Source organism: Pseudomonas sp. MF4836, assembly GCF_002018875.1.
Taxonomy (GTDB): Bacteria; Pseudomonadota; Gammaproteobacteria; order Pseudomonadales; family Pseudomonadaceae; genus Aquipseudomonas.
The window spans coordinates 162,222-187,792 of record NZ_MVOL01000011.1 but is presented as its reverse complement, the minus strand read 5'-3'; the positions used below and the strand labels follow the sequence as shown (position 1 = coordinate 187,792).

Sequence of the window (25,571 nt, the reverse complement as noted above, 5' to 3'; positions counted from 1 at the left end):
AGCTGCCAGGAGTGACGGGGCGTTCAGTTCTGCCCCAGGTACCCATGGCCAGGATCGCCATGTCCGAATCTTCGCAATTTTTTGCAACTTCTGCGGACGCTGCCATTCGGGCCTCAAGCTGCGTATGAACGCATCTTCGGGTATCCCAGGCAATTCGACTTATGGTCAAGACGTCCGTTCGTGCAACCAAATCCGTAGCGGACAGGCTTCAAGCGCAGCTATATGAGGAAGGCTCGGTCCTGTGTAGTCGGGGTGTTGTAGACGCTAATGGTGCTTGTACTGACGCAAAACTATTCATTTGCTCGCCACACTCTTGTGAAGTTGTGAAAACCCGTTTTTTTCACGCTCTTTTGAAGACGTGAACCTCAAAAAAGGGCTACCTCAGCCTGGCACCGGGCCCGAACGCTGGTGCCAGCATGGATGCATGACAGGCACAACGGGCATACAACTCAGTGTCCGAGCAAGGATAGCTCTGGCAGATTCGCGAAAAGTGGGGTTTGCAGGAGGAACAGCAAGCGCCAGCTTCACTCGATCTGTGTGGGCGGCTCTCTGTGGGCGGTGCGGGGTGCCAATACAAGCGCATCAGCGGTGCTGCGAGGCCCGATCAGGAGACGTCCTTATAATCGGGGGGAGATTGTAACGAAGAAACGCGCAGAAATGATCCTGTTAAATGACTTTTATTAGCCTTTTGGTCAGGTGGCCAGTACCTGTTGCCCCCGTGGCCGGGCAATGCGCGGGCTGACACGGGCGCTGGCAGGCAGGGGCTGATGCAGCCAGTTGAGGCGGATTTCGTCGATTTCCACCCAGCCATCGCCGGTCGGCGGCAGGCTGCAATGCTTGAAGGCCTGGCAGCGACCCTGTTGATCGAGCAGGGCAAAGCTGCGGTGTTTCTGGCGCGGTGCGAACAAGGACCAGAGAAAATGCATGGCGAAATACCTGTTGGGCAATTGCGAGTAAGGATGCCGGTTAAGCGTTACAGCTCGATGTGACGCTTATGTCGGAAATATTACGTGAACCGACATGTACCGGACCTGTCTGAGCCTTGACTAAACCTGTTCTGAAGCTGGTTAGCCGTTGCCGAGCACCGCTATACTGCGCCCCTGTTTGTGCCTGATTTCTGGAGAGATGAGCATGTTGCAACGTTTGTTGTTCGGTTTGATCACTGTGACCAGCTTGACCCTGGCTGGCTGCGCCCACAGCCCGCAACAACTCAGCCCGGAACCGAAACTCACGACTCAACTGGCGCCCGTAGGGCATGGCCAGCCGGTGGTGGTGCGGGTGGTCGACGGTCGGCCTTCGCCAACCCTGGGCACCCGTGGTGGTCTGTATCCGGAAACCAGCGCGATCACTGTGCAGGGCGCGCAGATCCTGCCCAAGCTGCAGGCCCAGGCCGAAGCGGCCGTGCGTCTCCTGGGGTTCACCCCGACCAGCAATGCCTACAACGCGCCGCAGTTGACCGTAACCCTGGCCGAACTGAAGTATCAGTCGCCCAAGGAAGGCCTGTATGTCACCGAAGCCACCATCGGCGCGACCTTCCGCTCTGATGTGCAAAATGCCAACCGTCGCTACAGCGGCCGCTACGGCGCTTCCCTGGACCAGCGTTTCGGCATGGCGCCGAACCAGGAAACCAACACCAAGCTGGTCAGCGACGTGTTGAGCGATGCCCTGACCCGCCTGTTCAAGGACCCGACCGTGGGTCAGATCCTCGGCGAGTAACCTGCGCCCCAGCGCTGGCTCAGGCCCGCGCGGCACAAAAAAAGCCCGGTCTTCAGTGATGAAGCCGGGCTTTTTTATGCCTGAGGTTTATCCAGGCCCGAGATCACGCCGCCTCGACGTAGAAATCCAGCACGCTGACCCCGGTCAGCAAGTCGGTTTCCGGAAGGTCGGCGTGCTGATGCCCACCCAGGGCGCAATACACCAGCCAGTGCCGGTCCTGCACGTTGAACGCCAGGCTGCCGACCAGCGTCTGCTGCTCATCACTCTGGGCGATCAGATAAAGACGATCCTGGTTTTCTGCGTGCAGCATGATGTTCTCCGTGGTGTATCGAGGTGCAACAGACTGGCCTGTTTAGATGACGAACAGATGACCGGGTAAATTAATCGGCGCAAATTTCGTTTTTTGTCGGAAATAGCAGGCGATTACCGGCGCTTTGGGTAGAATTCGCGCCGCTAGACCATCGCCCGGCGCTGAGGCCGGGTTCACTCGAGGTTCCCGATGTCGCTGCATGTGATCTGGTCGTTGTTCAACGCTCACCCCGCCAAACTGCTCAACCTGCTCGCGCTGCTGTTTGCCTGCCCGGGCAGCTGGGTCCTGCACGCCACGCGCCGTCGTGAACAGCGCGCATTGGCCAGCCTGGAAGCACAAAGCGCCAGCCGCAGCATCGATCAGCCCTTGCTGTTGCTGGATGTGGCCACCTTGCGCATGAACCGCTTCTTCTACCGTTTCGGTTTTGCCTGCCTGGCCCTGGCACTGCTGGTGTCCTGGATCAGCACACGGTTTTGACCCGCGAACACTGAGGGTGACAGACACAACAACGGCGCCTTGGGGCGCCGTTGTGGTTTTGCGAGCTTGGGTTACAGCGCCAGCCCGGCCTTGACCCGGTACTGGTTGCGTACCGGGGTCGCGTATTGCAGCACCAGGTACGGCCGATGGTCCACGGGGCAGGCTTCCAGACGCCGTTGCCATTCTTCCTCGGCCTTGGCCAGCTCCTGGGCAGGGAACACGTCCTTGGCCGCGGGCACCTGCAACTGCGGGTCGGCATCACTCCACTGGGCATACGCCAGGTAATGCACCGGGAACAGGCGATATCCGCCGAGAATCTGCCGGTCCATCTCCACCGCCAATTGCTTGGTGTCTTCGAACAGTTCGCTGATAGGGGCGGCGAAGTTGACGTGGACCCGGCCCTTGTAGCCGGTGATGCCCTTGGCGATGCTCACATCGTCCTCGCCCGGCACCTTGGTGTAGGTGCCCGTGGTGGCGCGGATAAACAGTTCACGGGCCTTGGCCTGGTCGCAGGGGTCGTATTCGTAGCTGATCGAGACCGGGGTCAGGTTCAGCGACTGGATGACTTCGCCGAACGGCTCATCCTTGCGGCTCATGTGGAACATCTTGAGGATCGCCGACTCGGTGCGATCATCACCGTCCTTGGCGCGGCCTTCGGCCTGGGCGATCCAGATCGAAGCGCAATCATTGCGGATCGAGTGGTTGATGTAGGCCGACAGCAATTGGTAGGCGGCCATTTTTTCCCGACGCCCGGTAATCGAGCGGTGCACGATAAAGCTCTTGTTCAGGCGCATCAGGTCGCTGACAAACGGCTTTTGCAGCAGGTTGTCGCCAATCGCGATGCGCGGGGTCGGCAGGCCGGCGTGATACACGGCGTAGTTGACGAAGGCCGGGTCCATCACGATGTCGCGGTGGTTGGCGATAAACAGATAGGCGCTGCCGGACTTGAATTGTTCGACGCCGGTATAGGTCACGCCGTCGGTCGCGCGCTCGATGGTGTGGTCGACGTAGTACTCGACCTTGTCCTGCAGGGTGGCTACCGAAGTCACGCCGGCGAACTCGCGCCGCAGTCGATGAGCTATAAGAGGTTTGAGCAGCCAGCCGAAGGCGCCGGCAAAGCGCGGGAAGCGGAAGTGGGTGAGGATATCTAGAAACGCCTTGTCGCCGAGCAGTCGAGCCAGCACCGCTGGGACTTCGCTGTCGTCGTAAGGTCGGATGGCATCGAATTCGCCCATCATGCTCTCTTGTTGGAAACGGCTAGGGTAAGAAAAGGTTTGGATCGAAAAACGGCCGGGCACGGTCTGAAAAGTAAGCTCAAACAAAAATAGCCCTGCGAATAGACCGGCGATTATACGCACAAGTCACTCTGGAGACCGCGATGCTGGAAACCGAGCACTACTCCTGTCCCTATTGCGGCGAAGAAGCCGAGGCCGTGCTGGATTTGTCCGGCGGCGATCAAACCTATATCGAAGACTGCCCGGTGTGCTGCCGGCCCATTGTATTCAGGCTACAAACCGACGGTCAGGAATGGATGCTCGATGTTCACAGTGAAAACGAATGATGGGGTGGCCGTATGCAGCGCATCTACGAACCGGAAAACCTGATGGAGGGCGAGTTGCTGCAGAGCATGCTGGCCAGCGAAGGGGTCGAGGCGCATCTGGCGGGGCGCGACCTGCTGGGTGGCGCCGGCGAGTTACCGGTGTTCGGATTGCTTGGGCTGACGGTGCCAAACGATCAGGCGCAATACGCACGGGAGCTGATCGCTGCGTACAATGCGGCCCTGCCGATGCCCTTTGAAGAGCCGGAAAACTTTGCCGGCGTGCTGGTCTGTTAGGCTGGCCGCCTATTTGTCGAGAGTTGTATTGCCCCCATGTGTGGACGTTATGCCCTGTTTCGCTGGAACCCCGCGTTTGCGGCCTTGCCCGGGTTTCCGGCGGATCAGCAGGCGCAGTGGAATATTTCGCCCAACGACTCGGTGCTGATCATGCGCGCCGAAGCTGAGCAGCGCACCCTGGCGCGGGCTCGCTGGGGCCTGACCCCGCCCTGGTTGACCGACCTGTCACGCACCCCGGCCCACGCCCGGGCTGAAACCCTGGCCGAGCAACCGATGTTTCGCGAGGCATTTCGTCAGCGGCGCTGCCTGCTGCCGGCCAATGGGTTCTATGAATGGCGGGGTGGTACGCGCAAGCGCCCGTATTGGCTGACCCCGGGGGAGGGCTCAGCGCTGTTTTTTGCCGCGATCTGGGAAGCCTACCCGGTGCAGGAGCAGGTTTGGCTGAGTACCGCGGTGGTGACCCAGGCCGCGTCGAACCAGCGCCGACCGCTGATTCTCGATGCCGAGGGCCAGGCTGCCTGGCTGGATCCGCACACACCGTTGCCGGTCCTGCATGCCTTGCTCGCCAGTCCTCCGGCGGCGTTGCGCGAACGGGTACTGGCCAATCTGGTGAATGACCCGAAACTCAATGCCCCCGAGTGCCTGACGCCGGGTTGAACCGGCTGGCGCCCCGGAGCGCCGGCCTATCCTGCGCGAGCAAGCCGCAGTAGCGGAGGCTGGCGCAGGGTCTTGTCAAACCTTGAACTGGTTGATCAGGCGCCGCTGCTGTTCGGCCAGTTTGGTCAGGCCCGCACTGGCTGCGCTTGATTCGTCGGCACCGCCGGCCACTTCATTGGCCACCTGGCCGATATTGATCACGTTGCGGTTGATGTCCTCGGCCACGGCGCTCTGTTCCTCGGCGGCGCTGGCGATCTGGGTGTTCATGTCGTTAATCACCGACACCGCTTGAGTGATGGTCTCCAGCGCTTCGGCGGCCTTGGCCGCGTGTTGCACGCTCTGGTCGGTCTTGGTCTGGCTGTCTTCCATGACCCGCACCACGTCGCGCGTGCCTTGCTGCAACTGCTGGATCATCGACTGGATTTCTTCCGTGGCCTGCTGGGTCTTCTGGGCCAGGTTGCGCACTTCGTCAGCCACCACCGCAAACCCCCGCCCTTGTTCGCCGGCGCGCGCCGCTTCGATGGCGGCGTTGAGGGCCAGCAGGTTGGTCTGCTCGGCGATGCCGCGAATGGCGATCAGGATCGCATTGATGTTTTCGCTGTCCTTGGCCAGGGTCTTTACCACGCCGACCGCCTTGCCGATTTCCACGGCCAGGGCGCCGATCGAAGTCGAGGTCTCGCGCACGATCTGCATGCCCTGGTTGGCGGCCTGGTCGGCGTGGGTCGCGGCTTGTGCGGCCTGGGTCGCATTGCGCGCCACGTCCTGGGCGGTGGCGGTCATTTCGTGCACCGCGGTGGCCACCTGGTCGATTTCGACCATCTGTTTATGCACGCCCTGATTGGTGCGGATGGCGATATCGGCGGTGTGCTCCGAGGAGTCACTGACACTCTGCACCGAGCTCACCACCTGGGTGATCATCGCCTGCAACTTGGCCAGGAAGGTGTTGAAGCCCTTGGCGATCGAACCCAGTTCGTCGACCCGATCGCTGCTCAGGCGGCGAGTCAGGTCGCCTTCGCCCTGGGCGATATCGTCGAGCATGGCCACCATCTGCTTCAGCGGGCGAGCGATTCCGCGACCGACCAGCCAGATCACCAGCAGGCCGACGCCGGCCACCAGCAGGCCAACCATCGCCATGCCGAACGTGTCGGCCTGGCGTTGCGCAGCCAGATCGTTCTGCAGTTTTTGCAGGTCGGCCATTACCGCGTTCAAGGGCAGGTGCAGCATCAGGGTCCATTGGGCATCGGTCTGGCCAATGCCAAAGGGCAGGTAGACTTCGATTTCGTTGCCGGCCTGGTCGACGCTGTAGGCCACTTCACCGCGCTTGAGGTGATTCAGCCTGGCCAGCTTGTCGCCTTGCAGGATGCTGCTGACCGGCTCGCCGAATTTGCCCGAGTCCCGGGTATAGGCCACCAGCCGCCCGTTGCCGCCGATCAGGGCCATTTCCCCGGCGCCGTCATAGAGTGTGTGGTTCGCTGCCAGGAGCATGTCCTGGATGAAGTTCACCGAGAGGTCGGCGCCGACGATGCCCTGGAACGTGCCATTGAGCATGATCGGTTGAATGAAGGAGGCGAGCATCACGACCTTGTCCCCGACCTTATAGGGCGCCGGATCGATCACGCAGGGCTTTTTGCTTTCCTTGGAGCACAGGTAGTACTCGCTGGCGCGCACGCCGGTGGAGAGCAGCTTCTGGTCGTCGACGTCTGCCAGTTTGTCCAGGCCCAGGCTGCCGTCTTCATTGCGGAACCACCAGGGCAGGAAGCGGCCGTTGGCGGCGTCGATCCCCACCACCTGGGAGCCGACGTAGGCGGCGTCGTTCTGGTCGATGGCGTTTTTTTCCCAACCGACGTAGGCGCCGAGAATTTTCGGGTTCTGTGCGACGTTTTCCTTGATCAGGCCGATCAACTGTTCGCGACTCAGGCTCAACTGGGGGGTGCCTTGGCTGCCCGGGTTTCCCATCAGGGCGTTGACCCGCACCAGGCCGCTGGCAATCAGCAATGGCGCTTCCAGTTCACGCTGGATCTGGCTGGCCTGGTTCTGGGCCAGTGTGCTCAGGCGCTGCTCGATAACCTGCTCGAACTGGGCCTGGGTGCGGGCTTGCACCATGTCCTGGGTCCGGGCGCCGGCGAACAGTGCGTAGAGCACCAGGGCCGCAACCACGCTGAGGACGATGGCGCCGGCCAGGGCGGCCACGGAAAACTGGATCGACTTGAATTTCATAGGGGCTCCGGTCGCAGGAATGGCGTCTGCCGTGCTGTATCGGCAGGCTCTGCAATGGCCATTAGCGTTGATTGCGCAAATGACCGTTTCCGATCGGCGCGAGTCGCAAATGAATACGGCAAGTCAGTGCAGGGCCTGGGGCGGCGGCTTGATGAATTATTTCCTACGGTCGTCGGGATGTATCTTGAACAGCGCATTTAGATGCCATTTGCATCTAGCGTCGATACCCGTCACCCCCTACGATACGCGCCATGTTTTCAGGGAGCGTTTTCATGATGAAGTCGAAGAAGTCATTGCTTGCATGTGCACTGGGTACCAGCCTGCTGCTCGGTGGTTGTCAGGCCGTGAACACCACCAGTGGCGGCGCCGTGGGTGTCGATCGCAAGCAGTACATGTTCAGCATGCTGTCGAGCGATGAGGTCAACCAGTCCTATGCCCAGGACTACCAGCAGACGCTGGGTGATGCGAGCAACAAGGGCATGCTGGACAAGACCAGCGCCACCGCCAAGCGCGTGCAGAGAATTGCCGACCGCCTGGTCGCCCAGGCCCCTACCTTCCGCCCGGATTGCGCGGCGTGGAAGTGGGAAGTCAACTTGATCAAGAGCGATGAGCTCAACGCCAATTGTGGTCCTGGCGGCAAGATCATTTTCTACACCGGCCTGATCGACAAGCTGCAACTGACCGACGATGAAATCGCCGCGGTGATGGGCCATGAAATCGCCCACGCCCTGCGCGAGCATGGCCGTGAAGCCATGTCCAAGGCCTACGGTGTGGGGGCGTTGAAGCAGATCGCCTTGCTCGCCGGTGCCCCCAAAGGCGCTGTGGACCTGAGTGATAACGGCGTGAACCTGCTGATGACCTTGCCCAACAGCCGCGACAACGAAAACGAAGCGGACCTGATCGGCCTGGAGTTGGCGGCCCGTGCCGGCTACAACCCGAACGCGGCGATCAGCTTGTGGAACAAGATGAGCAAGGCGTCGGAAGGCGCGCCGCCGGAATTCCTCAGCACTCACCCGGCGTCCACTAGCCGGATCAGCTCGTTGCAGGCGGCAATCCCCAAGGTCATGCCGTTGTATCAGCAAGCCAAGAAGTCCTGATGGCCTGGCGTCACGTCCTGTGACGCCATCCCCGGCAACACCGGCCTCTGCATGATTGTGCAGCGGCCGGCTCGCCGACGATGAAGGCGCCCCAGGCGCCTCCCTCCGTTTTGCTTACACCCACCCGCTGCTTTGCATGGCCTTGTACACCGCAACCAGGGCCAGGACGAAGAACGCCGATGCCGCCAGGCGACGGATCAGGGTCAGGGGCAGTTTGTCTGCCGCGAAGTTGCCGGCCAGTACCACAGGTACGTTGGCGATCAGCATGCCCAGGGTGGTGCCGATGATGACCAACCACAGTTCAGGGTACTGCGCCGCGAGCATGACTGTGGCGATCTGGGTCTTGTCACCGATTTCCGCGAGGAAGAACGCAATCAGGGTGGTCAGGAACGGCCCGAACTTGCGTGCGGTGCTGGCTTCGTCTTCGTCCATTTTGTCGGGAACCAGGGTCCACAAGGCCGTGGCGGCAAAGCTGGCGGCAAGGATCCAGTGCAGGGTGACGTCGGAGAAGAAGCTGCCAAACCAGGCACCCACCGCACCGGCGGCCGCATGGTTGGCCAGGGTTGCGGCGACGATACCGGCGATGATCGGCCAGGGTTTGCGAAAGCGCGCGGCGAGAATCAGGGCGAGCAGCTGCGTCTTGTCGCCGATTTCGGCCAAGGCAACGACTGCGGTAGGAACGAGTAGAGAATCCAGCATCAGGTTTTTCCTAAGGGGCGGGTCGACACGGCTATGACACGTACAGCCTCCCCGCCCCGGGTAAGGTGTTCGTGTCATAGGTCTTGTCAAACCCTGCGGTCCGTCTGTGCGGACTCTTGGGTCGCATGCGCCATGGTCTGTTGACCAAGTATGTTGACGCATGCCGGACGAGCGTGGCGCTCGTGGGAGACTACTCCCCTAGGACGGAGCGGATTCTGCCTAGGCAAAATCCATTCGGCAAGCCTTCTTTTGCAAAAGCCGCTTACCCGCGCTTGGCCCGGTAAATGCGAAAACCCTGGCCTTCGGCTTTGATCGAACATGGCCCCAGATGCTCTTCGATCAGCGGTTGGTAACGCAGGAAGCTATTGGCAACCAGCCGAAGTTCGCCGCCGTTTTTCAGATGTTTGGCTGCTTTTTTCAGCAAGTTTTCGGTGGCGTGATAATCGGTGTGAACCCCGACATGGAACGGCGGGTTGCTCAGGATGGCGTTCAAACCCATGGGCACGGCGTCGATTCCGTCGCCGGTCAGGACCTCGGCTTCCAGGCCATTGGCAGCCAGGGTCAAGCGACTGCTGGCGGCAGCGAAGGCATCGACGTCGAGCAGCGTCACGCTGTTATGCGGGTAGCGGCGCTTGACCGCCGCCCCCAGGACGCCGGCGCCACAGCCGAAGTCCAGCAGGTGGCCGCTGGGCAGTTTGTCCAGATGTTCCAGCAACAGTGCGCTGCCGCGATCCAGCCGGCCGTGGCTGAATACGCCGGGCAGGCTGATGACCTTGAGCGGGCCTTCGGCCAGGGGCAATTCGTATTCCTGGGCCAGGCTTTCCAGGGTTACCGCTTCGGGGGCATTGGCGACGGTGACTTGCCACAGCTGGCAATGCCGCGCGCTGTCGAGTTTGCGTGGTTTGCCGAAGGGGTTGAGTTGCTTGGCCGCGCCTTCGATACCGCTACGCTTTTCACCCACCAGGTACAGCTCGCGCCCAGCCAGGCGCGAGGCCAGGGCATTGAGCAGGTAGTCGGTCAGGTCCTTGGATTTGGGCAGGAAGAGCACGGCGCTTTCGAACCCTCGCTGCGGAGCATCCACTCCGAAATGGCTGCGTTCGGCAAAACGAGCGTCGAGCGCCGCCTGGTCACCGGCGTGCCAGCACCAGCCATGGGCATCGGGCAGCCGACCCAGCAAGTCGTCGGCGGGCAGGCCCGCCAGCAGCAGCGAACCTTGAAACAATTCAGCCTGGCGAAGCAGTACTTCACTGCGCGGATCCATAACCTGCTCCTTGAAAAAAAGTGGCGCAGTTTATCAACTGACGACCCGCAGCGCTGTACCGCTGAAAAAGCCCCGGGCATTTTCCGTCAATTGGCCGACGATGCGCTGGCGCGCCTCGCGGCTGCCCCAGGCGATATGTGGGGTGACGATCAGCCGTGGAATGTCGGCGGCCAGCAGCGGGTTGCCAGCCACTGGCGGCTCGACACTCAGCACGTCGGTGGCGGCACCGCCCAGGTGGCCGCTGCGCAGGGCATCGGCCAGGGCCTGCTCGTCGATCAGGCCACCGCGTGCGGTGTTGACCACAAAGGCGTTGGGCTTGAGCAGGGCCAGCTCGCGGGCGCCGATGAAGTGGCGGGTGTGCTCATTGAGCGGGCAGTGCAGGGTCAGGGCGTCGATTTGCGGCAGCAGCTCATCCAGCGGCAGGCGGTCGGCGCGGGGCGGGCGGCCGGGCAACTGGCCCAGCAGCACGCGCATGCCAAAGGCCTCGGCCAGGCGCGCCACGGCGCTGCCGAGTTCGCCATGCCCGAGCAGGCCCAGGGTTTTGCCTTCGAGTTCGACAATCGGGTAATCGAGCAGGCAGAACTGCTTGGCCTGTTGCCAGCGTCCTTCGCCCACGGCTTTCTGATAATCGCCCAGGCGAGTGGCCAGGTTGAGCAGCAGCATCAGTGTGTGCTGGGCCACCGACGGCGTGCCGTAGCCCTGGCAGTTGCTGACGGTAATGCCCTGGGCCCGGGCCGCGGCGAGGTCGACGTTATTGGTGCCCGTGGCGGCAATCAGGATCAGTTTCAGGTCAGGGCAGGCGGCGAGTGTCTTGGCGTCCAGCAGGACCTTGTTGCTGATGGCCACCTGGGCGCCCTGCAGGTGTTCGATGACCAGGTCGGGGGCGCTGCTGGAGCACAGCTGCAGGTCGCTGAAGCTGTCGCGCAGTTCGCCAAGATCAAGGTCGCCGAGGTCGAGGGAGGTGGAGTCAAGAAATACGGCGCGGCGCTGGTTAGTCATCAACTGTACCTTTTGCACTAGAGGTCTGAAGGCGTAATCTGCCGAGCCTACCAGATGAAATAATTAGAAACACGGGAGCCCCATGTACCTGACAGAGTTCTTGACCGTTGCCCTCATCCACCTGCTTGCCGTAGCCAGCCCAGGCCCGGACTTTGCCGTGGTAGTCCGCGAGAGCGTGACCCACGGCCGTCGCGCCGGGACCTGGACGGCACTGGGGGTGGGCACCGCGATTTTCCTGCATGTGGGTTATTCGCTGCTGGGGATCGGCCTGATCGTGTCGCAGTCGATCGTGCTGTTCAACGCACTGAAATGGCTGGCGGCGGCCTACCTGCTGTACATCGGCTTCAAGGCGCTGCGCGCCAAGCCGGCTGCCCCGGCCACGGAAAACCTGCACCATGAAGCCGGCGAGCGCACGGCTCGTGGGGCCTTCACTTCCGGCTTTGTGACCAACGGCCTGAACCCCAAGGCGACGCTGTTCTTCCTGTCCTTGTTCACCGTGGTGATCAACCCGCACACGCCCCTGGCGATCCAGGCCGGTTACGGCGTGTACCTGGCGGCGGCGACGGCGTTCTGGTTCTGCCTGGTGGCCATGCTGTTCAGCCAGCAACGAGTGCGCGCCGGTTTTGCGCGCATGGGCCACTGGTTTGACCGGACCATGGGCGCGGTGCTGATCGCCATCGGCGTGAAGCTGGCCCTCACCGAAATGCACTGATTCAAAGAATCAGATCGAGAAATATCCCTTCTGACCGCGCAAATACTGGCGTAACGCTAGTATTTGCTTGGCTCTGCAAATCATTCCTTTGGCTGATTTGGTTGCTGCACTCTCGCTCTAGAGTGGGCATTCTTCAGTTACGACCGGGCAGTCAGAAAAGGGATTCTTATGTTGCAGACTCGCGTGATTCCACCAGCCGAAGGCGCTTACCAATACCCGTTGCTGATCAAGCGGCTGCTGATGTCCGGCAGTCGCTACGAGAAAACCCGGGAGATCGTCTACCGCGACCAACTGCGCTACACCTACCCGACCCTTACCGAGAGGGTCGCGCGCCTGGCCAATGTGCTGACGGAGGCCGGGGTCAAGGCCGGCGACACAGTGGCGGTGATGGATTGGGACAGCCATCGCTACCTGGAATGCATGTTCGCCATTCCAATGATCGGCGCCGTGATCCACACCATCAACGTGCGCCTCTCGCCAGAACAGATTCTCTACACCATGAACCATGCCGTGGACCGCGTGGTGCTGGTCAATAGCGAGTTCGTCGGCCTGTACCAGGGCATTGCCGGGCAACTGACCACGGTGGAGAAAACCCTGCTGCTGACCGATGGCCCGGAGAAAACCGCCGAGCTGCCGAACCTGGTGGGCGAGTACGAACAGTTGCTGGCCGCGGCCAGCCCGCAGTATCAGTTCGAAGACTTCGACGAAAACTCGGTCGCCACCACCTTCTACACCACGGGTACCACCGGTAACCCCAAGGGTGTGTACTTCACCCACCGCCAGCTGGTGCTGCACACCATGGGGGTCGCGACCACCATGGGCTGCATCGACAGCGTGCGGCTGCTGGGCACCAACGACGTGTACATGCCCATCACCCCGATGTTCCACGTGCACGCCTGGGGCCTGCCGTATGTGGCCACCATGCTCGGGCTGAAACAGGTCTACCCCGGGCGTTATGACCCCGAGTACCTGGTGGAGCTGTGGCGCAAGGAAAAGGTCACGTTCTCCCATTGCGTGCCGACCATCCTGCAGATGCTGCTCAATGCCAAGGCGGCCCAGGGCACGGATTTCGACGGCTGGAAAATCGTGATCGGCGGCAGCTCGCTGAATCGTGCCCTGTACGAAGCCGCCAAGGCCAAGGGCATCCAGTTGACGGCCGCCTACGGCATGTCCGAAACCGGTCCGTTGGTGGCCTGCGCTCACCTCAATGATGAGTTGATGGCGGGCAGCGAGGACGAACGCACCACCTACCGCATCAAGGCCGGGGTGCCGGGGCCCTTGGTGGAAGCGGCGATTGTCGACGGCGATGGCAACTTTCTGCCGGCCGATGGCGAGTCCCAGGGCGAACTGGTACTGCGCGCGCCATGGCTGACCGAAGGCTATTTCAACGAGCCGCAGAAGGGCGCCGAGCTCTGGGAGGGCGGCTGGTTGCATACCGGCGATGTCGCGACCCTAGACAGCATGGGCGTGATCGACATTCGCGACCGGATCAAGGACGTGATCAAGACCGGGGGCGAGTGGATCTCCTCCCTCGACCTTGAAGACTTGATCAGCCGGCACGTGGCGGTACGTGAAGTAGCAGTGGTGGGTATCGCCGATCCGCAATGGGGTGAACGCCCGTTTGCCTTGCTGGTGATCCGTGAGGGCCACGTGATCGGGGCCAAGGAGCTCAAGGAGCATCTCAAGCCATTCGTGGAATTGGGGCACCTGAGCAAGTGGGCGATCCCGAGCCAGATTGCCCTTGTTACTGAAATTCCCAAGACCAGCGTAGGCAAGCTCGACAAGAAGCGTATTCGCATCGACATCAGCGAATGGCAGGCCAGCAACAGCACCTTTCTCTCGACCCTTTAATCCCCCTCTGGGCGCCCGAAAGGGCGCGCCAGACGCCCCCAAGCAAGCGCTTGCCTTGTGAAATCCGAATTTTCAGCCATCCTTGCCCCCGCCAGTGTCCACTGGCATGGCAAAGGACTGTTCTAGTGCGGTTGGAGGGTGCAAATCACACTTTAGAGGGATCTAGCAGTACTACCTGCTGGATATAGTCCGTCCACGGATTTTTAAGAACGGAGCAAGCACGCGAGATACCGCGCTGCCACCTTGAACGACTTAGGGAGCCAAGCTTCTGTTTGTTCGGGGCGTTTTTAGAAGTGCTCACTGCCATAACAATAATGTACATGGAGTAGCGTCGATGACATCAGCAAACCAGTTCTGGCGCCGGGCGAAACTGCCCCTGGCCGTCGGTCTCGCCTCTACGCTCGCCGGGCCGGCATTCGGCGTCAGCTTCAATATCGGTGAAATCGAAGGCAGCTTCGATTCGTCCCTTTCGGTGGGGGCCAGTTGGTCGACCGCCGGGCGTAATCAGGACCTGATCGGGGTCAACAACGGCGGCAAGGGCCTGTCCCAGACCACCGATGATGGCCACTTGAACTTCAACAAGGGCCAGACCTTCTCGAAGATTTTCAAGGGTATCCATGACCTGGAGTTGAAGTACGGCGATACCGGTGTGTTTGTCCGTGGCAAGTACTGGTATGACTTCAAGCTCCAGGACGAAGACCTAGACTTCAAGAACGTCAGCAATGACAACCGTAAAGAGGGCGCCAAGTCTTCCGGTGGGCAAATTCTCGACGCCTTCATCTATCACAACTACTCCATTGCCGATGAGCCAGGCTCCGTGCGTTTCGGCAAGCAGGTGGTGAGCTGGGGTGAAAGTACCTTCATCGGTGGCGGCATCAACTCGATCAACCCGATCGATGTGTCGGCGTTCCGCCGGCCCGGTGCCGAGGTCAAGGAAGGCCTGATTCCGGTCAACATGTTCTACATCTCTCAGAACCTGACCGAGAACCTGTCGGCCGAAGCCTTCTACCAGCTGGAGTGGGACCAGACTGTTACCGACAACTGCGGGACTTTCTTCTCGCAGCCGGACAACATTTCCGATGGCTGTGACGACAACCTGCGACTGCTGGCCAAGCGCTCGACCATCTCCGCCACCGCGCCGGGTCGCGCAGCCCTGGCTGCGATGCAGGCACGTGGTGTCGACGTCAACGAAGAAGGCACGTTGGTTCGCCGCAGTGGCGACCGCGATGCCCGTGACAGCGGCCAGTTCGGTGCGGCATTCCACTACAACTTCGAGCCGCTGGACACCGAGTTCGGCGCCTACTTCATGAATTACCACAGCCGTGCGCCGATTTTCAGTGCCACGGCAGCGCCTCAGTCGGCATACGACATCGCCGGAGGTTTCGGTACCTTGGCGCCGGTATGGATCGCCGGTAACTCGAAGTACTTCGTTGAGTATCCGGAAGACATTCGCCTGTATGGCTTGAGTTTCTCCACCACTCTGCCTACAGGGACTGCCTGGAGTGGTGAAATCAGCTACCGGCCGAATGCGCCTGTGCAACTCAACTCCACCGATATCCTCTATTCCGCCGTTCGTCCTTTGGGAGGGGCGTTCTCCAATGCTTCCCTGCTCAGTGGCGTCGCCGGGCAGGACCTCAATGGCTACCGCCGCAAGGAAATCACTCAGTTCCAGACCACCTTCACCCACTTCTTCGACCAGGTTATGGGCGCCAGCCGTCTGACTCTGGTGGGTGAACTGGGGGTTACCCACGTCGGTGGCCTTGAGAGCAAGTCGGATGTCCGTTATGGACGTGATCCAGTGTTTGGTCCTGGCTCCTTGCCAACCACCGGCGGGCAAAACACCTGTCGTGCGCTTAACTCCACCACCATTGCCGGCGCAGGTCCCGGTGCAGATGCCAGCAATCTCACCACCAACTGCAACAACGACGGCTTCACCACCGCCACCTCTTGGGGCTACCGCGGCCGCGCCATCTGGGAATACCCGGATGTGTTCGCCGGTGTGAACCTCAAGCCAAACGTGGCCTGGTCCCATGACGTCAAGGGTTACTCGCCAGGTCCTGGCGGCAACTTCGAAGAAGGTCGCAAGGCCATCAGCCTGGGCCTCGACGCCGAGTACCAGAACACCTACACCGCGAGCCTGGCCTACACCAACTTCTTCGGTGGCGACTACAGCACCGTGGATGACCGGGACTTCCTCGCCTTGAGCGTTGGCGTGAACTTCTAAGCACACTGTATTTTCAGGAAGAACGAATTATGAAAATAACCAAAAGTCTGTTGCACGTCGGTGTGCTTGGACTGTCTTTGCTGGCAACCAGCGTCATGGCCGCGGTCTCGGCTGATGAAGCTGCCAAGCTGGGCACTACCCTGACGCCGATGGGCGCGGAGATGGCCGGCAACGCTGCCGGTACCATTCCGGCCTGGAAGCCGATGCCGACCAACGCCGGTACCGTGGACAGCAAAGGTTTCCTGTCCAACCCCTATGCCAGCGAACAGCCGCAATTCACCATCACCGCGCAGAACGTCGAGCAGTACAAGGACAAGCTGGCGCCCGGGCAGTACGCGATGTTCAAGCGTTACCCGGAAACCTTCAAGATGCCGGTGTACCCATCCCATCGCGGCGCAACCGTGCCGGCTGATGTGTTCGCCGCCATCAAGGAAAACGCCACCAAGACCAACCTGGTCAGCGGTGGCAACGGCCTGGAAAACTTCAAGACCGCCATACCGTTCCCCATTCCGAAAAGTGGCGTGGAAGTCATCTGGAACCACATCACCCGCTATCGTGGTGGCAGCGTAACTCGTCTGGTCACCCAGGCCACGCCCCAGGCCAACGGCTCGTTCAGCCTGGTGTATTTCCAGGACCAGTTCGTATTCCGCGACAAGATGAAGGACTTCGATCCAGCCAACCCGGGCAACATCCTGTTCTACTTCAAGCAGAAAGTGACCGCTCCGGCACGTCTGGCCGGTGGTGTGCTGCTGGTGCACGAAACCCTCGACCAAGTGAAGGAACCGCGTTCGGCCTGGGTCTACAACGCTGGTCAGCGTCGGGTACGTCGCGCACCGCAAGTATCCTATGACGGCCCGGGTACTGCGGCGGACGGCCTGCGTACCTCCGACAACCTGGACATGTACAACGGTGCACCGGATCGCTACGACTGGAAACTCGAAGGCAAGAAAGAGCTCTACATTGCCTCCGACAGCTACAAGCTCGACTCGCCGACCCTCAAGTACACCGACATCATCAAGGCGGGCCACATCAACCAGGACCTGACTCGCTACGAGCTGCGCCGGGTCTGGCATGTGGTCGCAACCCTGAAGGAAGGTCAGCGTCACATCTACGCCAAGCGTGACTTCTACATCGACGAAGACACCTGGCAGGCCGCAGTCATCGACCACTACGACGGTCGTGGCCAGCTGTGGCGTGTGGCCGAGGCGCATGCCGAGAACTACTACGACAAGCAAGTGCCGTGGTACGCCGTGGAAACCCTCTACGACCTGCAGTCCGGCCGCTACCTGGCACTGGGCATGAAGAACGAAGAGAAACAGGCTTATGACTTCGGTTTCACTGCCACCACCAGCGACTTCACTCCAGCTGCATTGCGTCAGGACGGTGTTCGCTAATCTGCTGTAAATAGAGGCCGCATCCTCGTTAAACGCCCCGACTGGTTCGGGGCGTTTTTTTTGCTCAAAAAAGACGTGGGGCGGCGCTCTGCTTGAAGGCGAATCCCTAAGTAAATAAGGGTTATTCTCAGTTTTTTAAGATATTTCTCTCGAACAATCAGTGGTTGTCGTTATGAATTTCAGATACATCCCGACATTCAGTTCGTAGTCTTTTTGTATGTATTTGTAGCAATAATCTTCAACAGGCGGCCTTTTACCGCTAGTCTGCGGACATCTGCAATGCCGACAACAGCACTTCAATAAGAGTTGGCTATGACTGACCTGTCCCGCATTCAAGGGCCTGCCGACGCGATGATTCCCGCGCTGGAGGGGCGCTTTTATCGACCACCCTTGCCCGACGGCCATATTCTGCGGCCGCGTTTGTGCGAGCGACTGAGTGCGGGCCTGAATGGGCGATTGCTGTTGGTCAGCGCACCGGCGGGTTTCGGTAAAAGCTCGCTGGCGGTGGAGTTCTGTCAGAGCCTGCCACCGCATTGGCAAAGCTTGTGGCTGGGGCTGAGCCGGCGCGACAACGACCCGGGCCGATTCCTCGAGCGTCTGCTCGAAGGCTTGCAGCTGTACTTTCCGCAGTTGGGCAGCCAGTCCCTGGGCCAGCTGAAAATGCGTCAGCGTCATCAACCCTTCGCCTTTGAAGAATGGCTCGACGGCTTGCTCGATGAATTGGCCGCTCACCTTTCCCTCAGCGCGCCGCTGTTGTTGGTCCTCGACGATTACCACTTGGCCCAGGGCCCAGTGCTGGATCGTTGCCTGCAGTTTTTCCTCAATCACCTGCCCGATGGTCTGTTGGTGCTGGTCACCAGCCGCCAGCGCCCGGACTGGCACCTGGCGCGCTTGCGCCTGTCACGACAACTGCTCGAGTTGCATGAGCAAGACCTGCGCCTGACCCATGATGAATCCCTGGCGCTGTTGGATCGCCACAGCAGCTCGCTGCGCGGTGAGGCGCTGGAGCGCCTGATCCAGCGCAGTGAGGGCTGGGTCGCCGGGTTGCGTTTCTGGCTGTTGGCAGCGTCCGAAGCGGGCAGCGACAGCACCCTGCCCAAGGGGCTGCACGGTGGGGAAGGGCTGATTCGCGACTATTTGCTGGAAGAAGTCATCGACTGCCTACCCGCCGAGGTCCAGGCGTTTCTGTATGACACCGCGCCCCAGGAGCGTTTCTGCAGCGAGTTGTGTGATGCGCTGCGTGAGTCCCATGACAGCGCGGAGATCCTGCGTTACCTGCAGGCGCATCAGGTATTCCTGGTGCCGCTGGATGAGCACGGCCACTGGTATCGCTACCACCATTTGTTTTCCGACTTACTGCGCAGCCGCCCCAGGACCAACGCGGTGCTGCCGGCCGCCAGCCTGCACTTGCGCGCCTGCCGCTGGTTCAACGCCCAGGGCCTGCTGGATGAGGCGGTGGAGCAGGCCTTGCGCGCCGGACACCTGGATGTGGCGGCGAACCTGGTGCAGAACCTTTCTGAAGAACAACTGCTGGCCGAGCAGAACGTCGGCATGTTGCTGCGGTGGAAGATGGACTTGCCGGACAGCCTGCTGGTCAGTACGCCGCGCCTGATCGTGCTCTACAGCTGGGCGCTGGGCCTGGCGTGCCAGTTGGATGCCGCGCAGGAGCTGGCGGAGAACTTGAGCCGCTTCCTGCCGGCGCCGTCTGCCACTGCCCAGAAGTCGATGCTGGCACAGTGGTTGGCGCTGAGCGGAATCATCGCCCGTGGCCGTGGTGATCGCGAATTGACCCTGGCCTATTGCACCGAAGCTCTGGAAAGCTTGCCGCATAAACGTTACGGGCAACGCTTGATGTGCCTGTCGACCCTGTCCAACCTGGCGATTGCCGATGCGGACTTGTGGCGGGCCCGGGGGCTCAACCGCGAGTCCCTGGAGCTGGCACAGCGGGTCGGTAACCCGCTGTTCGAGGCCTTGGCCCATTACGACCGGGCGCGGGTACTGCAGGCGCGGGGAGAGGTGCTGCGCGCGCTGGATGAGGTGCGCCAGGGGCAGCAGCGGCTGCTCGGGCTGTCGGCACGACGGCTGTACGCGGTGCGTGCCCGCCTGACGTTGTATGAAGGGTATTTGCTGACTCTGCGCGGGGAGCACCAGACGGGCATGGCGCGTTTGCGTGGCGGTCTGATTGAAGCGCGGGCCTGTCGTGATATCAGCGTACTGATTGGCCACTGCGTGATCGCTAATCAGGAAGGGCATAACGGCCGGTTCGCAGAGGCTTTTGCGGAACTGGCCGAGGCCGAACGCTTGATGCACATCTGGGATGTGCCGCCCATCTATTACCTGGCGATGATCACGCTGGTGAAGTGCGAACTCTGGTTGGCCCAGGGCCGTACCGACCTGGCCCAGGCCTGGCTGGCACGCCTGGGGCAGACCTATACCGGCGAGCAGGCCGCTGCACCGCCGGAGTTTCATCCCCAGCTGCCGCTGCATATCGAGTTGCAGCAGGCGTTGCTGGACACCATCCAGGGCCAGCCGGCGCAGGCCGAAAAGCGTCTGGATGCCCTGATCGAACATGGGCGGCACACCGGCCGGCAATTATTGAACGTGATGGCGTTGAACCAGAAGATCGGCCTGTTACTTAGTCTGGGTCGTGAGCCTGAAGCCCGTCAGGCTTTTGCCCAGGCCCTGGAGTCGGCCGTGGGCGGAGCGTTGCAACCCTTTGAATGGCTGGTTCGCGAGCATCCGCAATGGATGCGCGAACAGCTGCTGCATGGGGGGCAGTCGCCGTTGCAGCAAGCCCTGCTTGAACGGTTACCGGCGCCAGTCAGTCGCGAGCCGGTCGAGCCTGTGACCCATCACACCGAGACCTTGAGCTCTCGAGAACTGGCGGTCCTGCAATTGATTGCCCAGGGCTGCTCGAACCAGGAAATCAGCGATCGGCTGTTTATCTCCCTGCACACGGTAAAAACCCACGCCAGTCATATCAACAGCAAACTCGGGGTAGAGCGCCGAACCCAGGCAGTGGCCAGGGCCCAGGAAATCGGCCTGCTCGGATAAAGCCTTGATTGCTGCCCCTGCTACGCCCTCTCGTTACCTGAAGCGGCAACCGAAACGGCAATCGACCTCTCGCCAGCGCTGGGGGAGCCTGATTGCCGGCGCCCTGAAAGTGCGCGGTGTCAGTCAGAAATTCAATCGCAAGAAACGTAGTTCTTGCGATTGAACCGGCAATTAAAGTGGCTGCGTACCGTTACAAAGGCGAAGATCGGCCCCCACCGATCTGCCCGAATGGATCAAGGAGGCACCCATGTCGTATGTCTACACCAGAATGAGCTCGCCCGTCGGCCAGTTGACCCTCATCGCCCGGGCCTCAAAGCTCTGCGCCATCCTGTGGGAGAACGAAAAACTCAACCGCGTGCGCCTGGGTCCGTTGCAGGAAATCCGCGACGAGCCGGTGTTATTGGAAACGGAGCGTCAACTCAACGAATACTTCGCGGGCAACCGTGAGCAGTTCGAACTGGACCTGGACTTTGCCGGCACCCCCTTCCAATGCAAGGTCTGGCAAGCCCTGCTGACCATCCCTTTCGGTGAAACCCGCAGTTACAGCCAAATCGCCACCCAAGTCGGCAGCCCCAAGGCGGTTCGCGCTGTAGGCGCCGCCAATGGCAGGAACCCGATCTCGATCGTCGCCCCTTGCCACCGAGTGATAGGCGCCTCCGGCAGCCTGACCGGCTTTGCTGGAGGGCTCGAGGCCAAGCAGCTCCTGTTGACGCTTGAGGGGAGGGGGACGTTGCAGTTGGATTTTTGACTGCGAGGGAACCGCCGTCACGTCGAGTACGCCACCGAGGTGCCCAGGCTCGCGCTTTAGAGTGATGGGCGCGAGCTGTGCCAAAATATGCCATCACTGTTTGCCTGGAACTGCTCATGACTCCCGCTCAAACCACCCTAATCCGCGAAACCTTCCCTGTCGGCCCGTTGCAGTGCAACTGCACGATCATCGGCGATCCGATCACGAAAAAAGCGATCGTCGTCGATCCGGGCGGCAATCATGAGCTGATCCTGGCGCGGCTCGATGCCTTGGGTCTCAAGGTGGTGAGCATCATCCATACCCATGCTCACCTGGATCATTTCCTGGCCTCGGGGCAGTTGAAGGAAAAGACCGGCGCGACCCTGCATCTCCACAAGGAGGACCAGTTCCTCTGGGACAACCTGGAGATGCAATGCAGCATGTTTGGCGTGCCTTACACGCCCGTGCCGGCGCCGGATCGCTGGCTGGCCGATGATGAGGAGCTGGCCTGTGGCTGTGGCGTTGCGCTGCACACGCCGGGGCATACGCCAGGTTCCATGAGCTTTTGGTTTTCTGAGGCTAAGCTGTTGATTGCCGGTGACACCCTGTTCAAGCGTGGGGTCGGGCGTACGGACTTATGGGGCGGCGATCAGGCCACCATCGTGCGTTCGATCAAGCAGCGCCTGTACACCCTCGATGAAGAGGCGACGGTGGTGACCGGGCATGGTCCAGACACCCGCCTGGGCGATGAGATGCGTGAAAATCCCTTTGTTCGGGCCTGATGTTTTGCAGGGGTGTTGATGGAATTTTTGCCATTTGTCGCGTTCCAACGCCAGCAAAGGTCCATTGCCAACGTCCGCTGCACCACAGAATGCAAAAAGTAGGAGCTTTCCATGTTCACCTCGCGTCGTTTAATTATTGCCGCTACCGCTGTGGCCTTGTTGTCTGGCTGTGCTTCGCCTAATCCGTATGACAACCAGGGGCAGGCCGACGGTTCCACGGGCATGAGCAAGACTGCGAAATACGGCGGTCTCGGTGCCTTGGCCGGCGCCTTGGCCGGTGCCGCCATCGATCACAATAACCGTGGCAAGGGCGCGCTGATTGGTGCCGCTGTAGTGGGGGCTTCCGCCGCCGGTTATGGCTACTACGCCGACCAGCAGGAAAAGAAACTGCGCGCCAGCATGGCCAATACGGGGGTTGAAGTGCAGCGCCAGGGTGATCAGATCAAGCTGATCATGCCGGGCAACATTACCTTCGCCACCGATTCGGCGAACATCGCCCCCAGCTTCTATCAGCCGCTGAACAACCTGGCCAACTCGCTGCGTGAGTTCAACCAGAATCAGATCGAGATTGTCGGCTACACCGACAGCACCGGCAGCCGTCAGCACAACATGGATCTGTCTCAGCGTCGTGCACAGAGCGTAGCGACCTACCTGACCTCGCAAGGTGTCAGCGGTGCCAACCTGTCGGCGCGCGGTGCCGGCCCCGACAACCCGATTGCCAGCAACGCCGATGTCAACGGTCGCGCGCAGAACCGTCGAGTCGAGGTCAACCTCAAGGCGATTCCTGGCCAGCAGTATCAGCAGCCGGGCCAGCAAGGGCAGCAATACCAGCAGTACTGAGTGCGCGTTTGAGTACCGGCGAGGCATAAAAAAAGCCCGCCCGTTCCATTGAGGAGCGGGCGGGCTTTTTAGTGTCCGAGTCTTACTTTCTCAGACCGTAATGCTCATCGAGCATGCCGGGGGCATTGGGTGTTTTTGGGGCGTAGTCGCGCGGTGGTTCCTGGTCGCGCGGAGGTGTCAGGCGCTCCCGTGGAGCCTGTACCGAGTCGGAGTGCAGGGCGGCCAGCAGGCGTTGGCGAGTCAGTTCGTCCAGGGCCAGGCGGTTGGCACCCTCGGCGAGATGGTCTTGCACTTCCTGATAGCTCTGAGTGAGCTTTTTCACCAGTGTTGCGGTGCTGTTGAAGTGGGTGACCACTTCGTTCTGATAATTGTCAAAACGTTCCTGAATATCATCCAGCTGACGTTGCGTGCGGTTAGGCGCGGCATTCGGCAGCAGGCGAGCGACCAGAAATCCAATGGCGACACCGGCAACCAGGGCAAGAGTCGGCAACAACCAAACTAAGAGCGAGTGTTCCACGAGTCCTTCCTCTATAAACGGCTTTGCTTTACGTTAACGGCTCGAACCTGCGCTGTATACCGCGATTCACTCGCAATAGATTGGCACAGACAATTTGCTAGACGAGTCGACCCCCTTCGAGGTCACGGAGTTCCTTCCTTGCTAATGCGTGAAACCCCTGTAGTGATTGATGGCCCTGTCGGCCAACTGGAAGCCCTGTATCTGGATGTGCCCGATGCCCGTGGCGTGGCGCTGATCTGTCACCCCAACCCGGTACAGGGCGGCACCATGCTCAATAAGGTGGTGTCGACGTTACAGCGCACCGCACGCGATGCCGGGTTGATTACCTTGCGTTTCAACTATCGGGGAGTGGGTGCAAGCGCAGGCACCCATGACATGGGCACTGGTGAAGTTGACGACGCCCAGGCCGCAGCCCGGTGGTTGCGGGCCAAGCACCCCGAGCTGCCGATGACGCTGCTCGGCTTCTCCTTCGGCGGTTTTGTCGCGGCCAGCCTCGGCGGCCGCCTGGAAGCCGGTGGTGAGCAGCTCAAGCACCTGTTCATGGTGGCCGCTGCGGTTATGCGCCTGAGCGATGCCGACCAGTTGCCCCAAGGCTGCCCACTGACCCTTATCCAGCCGGAAACCGACGAAGTCATCGACCCGCAAACCGTCTATGACTGGTCCGCCGCGCTCAAGCGCCCCCATGAGCTGCTGAAAGTGGCAGAATGCGGACACTTTTTTCATGGCAAGCTCACCGATCTGAAAGATCTGGTGCTGCCGCGTCTCTCGAATTGATAGCTGTCTGATAAGCGATTACCCATGACTACTCGTACGCGCATCCTTACCGGCATCACCACCACCGGCACGCCGCACCTGGGCAACTACGCAGGTGCCATCCGTCCGGCGATCCTTGCCAGCCGCGACAGCAATGCCGATTCGTTCTACTTCCTGGCCGACTACCACGCCCTGATCAAGTGCGATGACCCGCTGCGCATCCAGCGCTCGCGCCTGGAAATCGCCGCGACCTGGCTGGCCGGTGGCCTGGATGTGGAGCGCGTGACTTTTTATCGCCAGTCGGACATCCCGGAAATCCCCGAGCTGACCTGGCTGCTGACCTGCGTTGCGGCCAAGGGCCTGCTCAACCGTGCGCATGCCTACAAGGCGTCGGTGGACAAGAATGTCGAGTCCGGTGAAGACCCGGATGCCGGTATCACCATGGGCCTCTACAGCTACCCAGTGCTGATGGCGGCGGACATCCTGATGTTCAATGCGCACAAAGTGCCGGTGGGTCGCGATCAGATTCAGCACGTGGAAATGGCCCGCGACATCGGCCAGCGCTTCAACCATCTGTTCGGACAGGGCAAAGAATTCTTCACCATGCCCGAGGCGCTGATTGAAGAAAGTGTCGCCACCTTGCCCGGCCTCGACGGTCGCAAGATGTCCAAGAGCTATGACAACACCATCCCGTTGTTCACCAGCGCCAAGGACATGAAGGACGCCATCTCGCGCATCGTCACCGACTCCCGCGCCCCGGGCGAAGCCAAGGATCCGGACAACTCGCACCTGTTCACGTTGTTCCAGGCCTTCGCCACGCCCGCACAGGCGGACGAATTCCGTGGCGAACTGCTGCAGGGCCTGGGTTGGGGTGAAGCCAAGAACCGTCTGTTCCAATTGCTGGACGGCGAGCTGGGTGAGGCTCGCGAGCGCTATCACCAGTTGATCGAGCGCCCGTCGGACCTGGAAGACATCCTGCAAATCGGCGCCAGGAAAGCCCGCGCCGTGGCCACGCCGTTCCTGAACGAGTTGCGTGAAGCCGTCGGCCTGCGTTCCTTTGTAAACCAGGTACAAGTCGCTGCAACCGGTAAGAAAAAAGCCGCCAAGGCCGCGAGATTCGTCAGCTTCCGTGAAGACGACGGTAGCTTCCGCTTCCGCCTGCTGGCGGCGGACGGTGAGCAGTTGCTGCTGTCGCGCAACTTTGCCGATGGCAAGGCCGCAGGCGCTGCGACCAAGCAGCTGCAGTCGGGCCAGGCATTGGATGTGCGCAGCGACGCGCTGAGCTTCAGCCTGTGGCTGGGCGACGAACATGTCGCCGACAGCCCGGCTTTTGCCGATGTGGGCGCGCGTGATGCGGCCATCGCGGAACTGCGGATTGCTCTGACCCCCGTGCAGGACTAATCGGAATCTTCCCGACCAAGGGCTGATTGCCATTCCCCAGGGCCGTCGC

Annotated in this window: 24 protein-coding genes and 1 riboswitch; of the genes, 16 read left to right on the top strand and 8 right to left on the bottom strand. The window is 61.0% G+C overall.

Annotated elements, in window-relative coordinates:
* Positions 1–692 precede the first annotated feature (692 nt).
* On the bottom strand, positions 693–926 hold the full coding sequence (locus MF4836_RS24355; RefSeq protein WP_020297612.1) for a hypothetical protein: 234 nt from the start codon (positions 924–926) through the stop codon (positions 693–695).
* A gap of 205 nt (positions 927–1,131) precedes the next feature.
* Here MF4836_RS24355 and MF4836_RS24350 point away from each other — a divergent pair, with 205 nt between their 5' ends.
* On the top strand, positions 1,132–1,716 hold the full coding sequence (locus tag MF4836_RS24350; protein WP_020297611.1) for a YajG family lipoprotein: 585 nt from the start codon (positions 1,132–1,134) through the stop codon (positions 1,714–1,716).
* Positions 1,717–1,819: 103 nt separating this feature from the next.
* Here the strand turns inward: MF4836_RS24350 and MF4836_RS24345 are convergent, their stop codons facing one another.
* Positions 1,820–2,026, bottom strand: coding sequence for a hypothetical protein (locus MF4836_RS24345; protein ID WP_020297610.1), 207 nt, complete (start codon positions 2,024–2,026; stop codon positions 1,820–1,822).
* 189 nt (positions 2,027–2,215) lie between these two features.
* On the opposite strand from MF4836_RS24345, the gene MF4836_RS24340 reads away from it, so the two are divergent.
* Positions 2,216–2,503 (top strand): hypothetical protein, encoded by a 288-nt coding sequence (locus tag MF4836_RS24340; RefSeq protein ID WP_078472423.1) that lies wholly within the window; start codon positions 2,216–2,218, stop codon positions 2,501–2,503.
* Positions 2,504–2,574: 71 nt separating this feature from the next.
* Here the strand turns inward: MF4836_RS24340 and MF4836_RS24335 are convergent, their stop codons facing one another.
* The gene (locus tag MF4836_RS24335; protein ID WP_078472422.1) at positions 2,575–3,741 is read right to left on the bottom strand and encodes a 1-acyl-sn-glycerol-3-phosphate acyltransferase; all 1,167 of its coding nucleotides are present in this window, start codon (positions 3,739–3,741) and stop codon (positions 2,575–2,577) included.
* Between the two features lie 140 nt (positions 3,742–3,881).
* Between MF4836_RS24335 and MF4836_RS24330 the strand changes: the two genes are divergently transcribed.
* Genes MF4836_RS24330 through MF4836_RS24320 form a run of 3 tightly spaced genes read left to right on the top strand, consistent with a single transcriptional unit; the run spans position 3,882 to position 4,994 of the window.
* On the top strand, positions 3,882–4,064 hold the full coding sequence (locus tag MF4836_RS24330; RefSeq protein WP_020297607.1) for a CPXCG motif-containing cysteine-rich protein: 183 nt from the start codon (positions 3,882–3,884) through the stop codon (positions 4,062–4,064).
* 12 nt (positions 4,065–4,076) lie between these two features.
* Positions 4,077–4,337 (top strand): putative signal transducing protein, encoded by a 261-nt coding sequence (locus MF4836_RS24325; protein ID WP_020297606.1) that lies wholly within the window; start codon positions 4,077–4,079, stop codon positions 4,335–4,337.
* A 36-nt stretch (positions 4,338–4,373) separates the two neighbouring features.
* Positions 4,374–4,994 (top strand): SOS response-associated peptidase, encoded by a 621-nt coding sequence (locus MF4836_RS24320; protein WP_078472421.1) that lies wholly within the window; start codon positions 4,374–4,376, stop codon positions 4,992–4,994.
* Positions 4,995–5,069: 75 nt separating this feature from the next.
* Here the strand turns inward: MF4836_RS24320 and MF4836_RS24315 are convergent, their stop codons facing one another.
* Positions 5,070–7,211: a methyl-accepting chemotaxis protein gene (locus MF4836_RS24315; RefSeq protein ID WP_078472420.1), complete on the bottom strand. Its 2,142-nt coding sequence runs from the start codon at positions 7,209–7,211 to the stop codon at positions 5,070–5,072.
* Between the two features lie 272 nt (positions 7,212–7,483).
* On the opposite strand from MF4836_RS24315, the gene MF4836_RS24310 reads away from it, so the two are divergent.
* The gene (locus tag MF4836_RS24310) at positions 7,484–8,308 is read left to right on the top strand and encodes a M48 family metallopeptidase (RefSeq protein WP_078472419.1); all 825 of its coding nucleotides are present in this window, start codon (positions 7,484–7,486) and stop codon (positions 8,306–8,308) included.
* Positions 8,309–8,422: 114 nt separating this feature from the next.
* Here MF4836_RS24310 and MF4836_RS24305 read toward each other — a convergent pair whose 3' ends face one another.
* The 3 genes from MF4836_RS24305 to MF4836_RS24295 all read right to left on the bottom strand — a co-directional run bounded on the left by MF4836_RS24305 (position 8,423) and on the right by MF4836_RS24295 (position 11,267).
* Positions 8,423–9,007: a TMEM165/GDT1 family protein gene (locus tag MF4836_RS24305; RefSeq protein ID WP_020297602.1), complete on the bottom strand. Its 585-nt coding sequence runs from the start codon at positions 9,005–9,007 to the stop codon at positions 8,423–8,425.
* 88 nt (positions 9,008–9,095) lie between these two features.
* Positions 9,096–9,219, bottom strand: a riboswitch (yybP-ykoY riboswitch).
* A 50-nt stretch (positions 9,220–9,269) separates the two neighbouring features.
* Positions 9,270–10,268, bottom strand: coding sequence for a class I SAM-dependent methyltransferase (locus MF4836_RS24300; protein ID WP_078472418.1), 999 nt, complete (start codon positions 10,266–10,268; stop codon positions 9,270–9,272).
* A gap of 33 nt (positions 10,269–10,301) precedes the next feature.
* A complete protein-coding gene (locus MF4836_RS24295; RefSeq protein WP_078472417.1) occupies positions 10,302–11,267 on the bottom strand; it encodes a 2-hydroxyacid dehydrogenase in 966 nt (321 codons plus the stop codon).
* 82 nt (positions 11,268–11,349) lie between these two features.
* Between MF4836_RS24295 and MF4836_RS24290 the strand changes: the two genes are divergently transcribed.
* The 8 genes from MF4836_RS24290 to MF4836_RS24255 all read left to right on the top strand — a co-directional run bounded on the left by MF4836_RS24290 (position 11,350) and on the right by MF4836_RS24255 (position 22,851).
* Complete coding sequence (locus MF4836_RS24290) at positions 11,350–11,979, top strand: LysE family translocator (RefSeq protein ID WP_078472416.1); 630 nt, start codon at positions 11,350–11,352, stop codon at positions 11,977–11,979.
* 168 nt (positions 11,980–12,147) lie between these two features.
* Entirely contained in the window at positions 12,148–13,830 is a 1,683-nt protein-coding gene (locus MF4836_RS24285; RefSeq protein ID WP_078472415.1) for a fatty acid--CoA ligase, read from the top strand.
* A gap of 334 nt (positions 13,831–14,164) precedes the next feature.
* Positions 14,165–16,054 (top strand): DUF1302 domain-containing protein, encoded by a 1,890-nt coding sequence (locus MF4836_RS24280; RefSeq protein WP_078472414.1) that lies wholly within the window; start codon positions 14,165–14,167, stop codon positions 16,052–16,054.
* 29 nt (positions 16,055–16,083) lie between these two features.
* A complete protein-coding gene (locus tag MF4836_RS24275; RefSeq protein WP_078472413.1) occupies positions 16,084–17,448 on the top strand; it encodes a DUF1329 domain-containing protein in 1,365 nt (454 codons plus the stop codon).
* A gap of 312 nt (positions 17,449–17,760) precedes the next feature.
* Positions 17,761–20,502, top strand: a complete 2,742-nt coding sequence (locus tag MF4836_RS24270; protein WP_078472412.1) for a LuxR C-terminal-related transcriptional regulator — start codon at positions 17,761–17,763, stop codon at positions 20,500–20,502.
* A gap of 247 nt (positions 20,503–20,749) precedes the next feature.
* Complete coding sequence (locus MF4836_RS24265) at positions 20,750–21,250, top strand: methylated-DNA--[protein]-cysteine S-methyltransferase (protein WP_078472411.1); 501 nt, start codon at positions 20,750–20,752, stop codon at positions 21,248–21,250.
* A gap of 116 nt (positions 21,251–21,366) precedes the next feature.
* The gene (locus MF4836_RS24260) at positions 21,367–22,011 is read left to right on the top strand and encodes an MBL fold metallo-hydrolase (protein ID WP_078472410.1); all 645 of its coding nucleotides are present in this window, start codon (positions 21,367–21,369) and stop codon (positions 22,009–22,011) included.
* A 111-nt stretch (positions 22,012–22,122) separates the two neighbouring features.
* Positions 22,123–22,851 carry an OmpA family protein gene (locus MF4836_RS24255; protein ID WP_078472409.1) on the top strand — a complete coding sequence of 243 codons (729 nt, stop codon included), beginning with the start codon at positions 22,123–22,125 and terminating at the stop codon, positions 22,849–22,851.
* 82 nt (positions 22,852–22,933) lie between these two features.
* Here the strand turns inward: MF4836_RS24255 and MF4836_RS24250 are convergent, their stop codons facing one another.
* Entirely contained in the window at positions 22,934–23,368 is a 435-nt protein-coding gene (locus MF4836_RS24250) for a YhcB family protein (protein ID WP_020297572.1), read from the bottom strand.
* 144 nt (positions 23,369–23,512) lie between these two features.
* Here MF4836_RS24250 and MF4836_RS24245 point away from each other — a divergent pair, with 144 nt between their 5' ends.
* A complete protein-coding gene (locus MF4836_RS24245) occupies positions 23,513–24,142 on the top strand; it encodes an alpha/beta hydrolase (RefSeq protein ID WP_078472408.1) in 630 nt (209 codons plus the stop codon).
* 24 nt (positions 24,143–24,166) lie between these two features.
* Positions 24,167–25,522, top strand: coding sequence for a tryptophan--tRNA ligase (locus tag MF4836_RS24240; protein ID WP_078472407.1), 1,356 nt, complete (start codon positions 24,167–24,169; stop codon positions 25,520–25,522).
* The last annotated feature ends 49 nt before the right edge of the window (positions 25,523–25,571 follow it).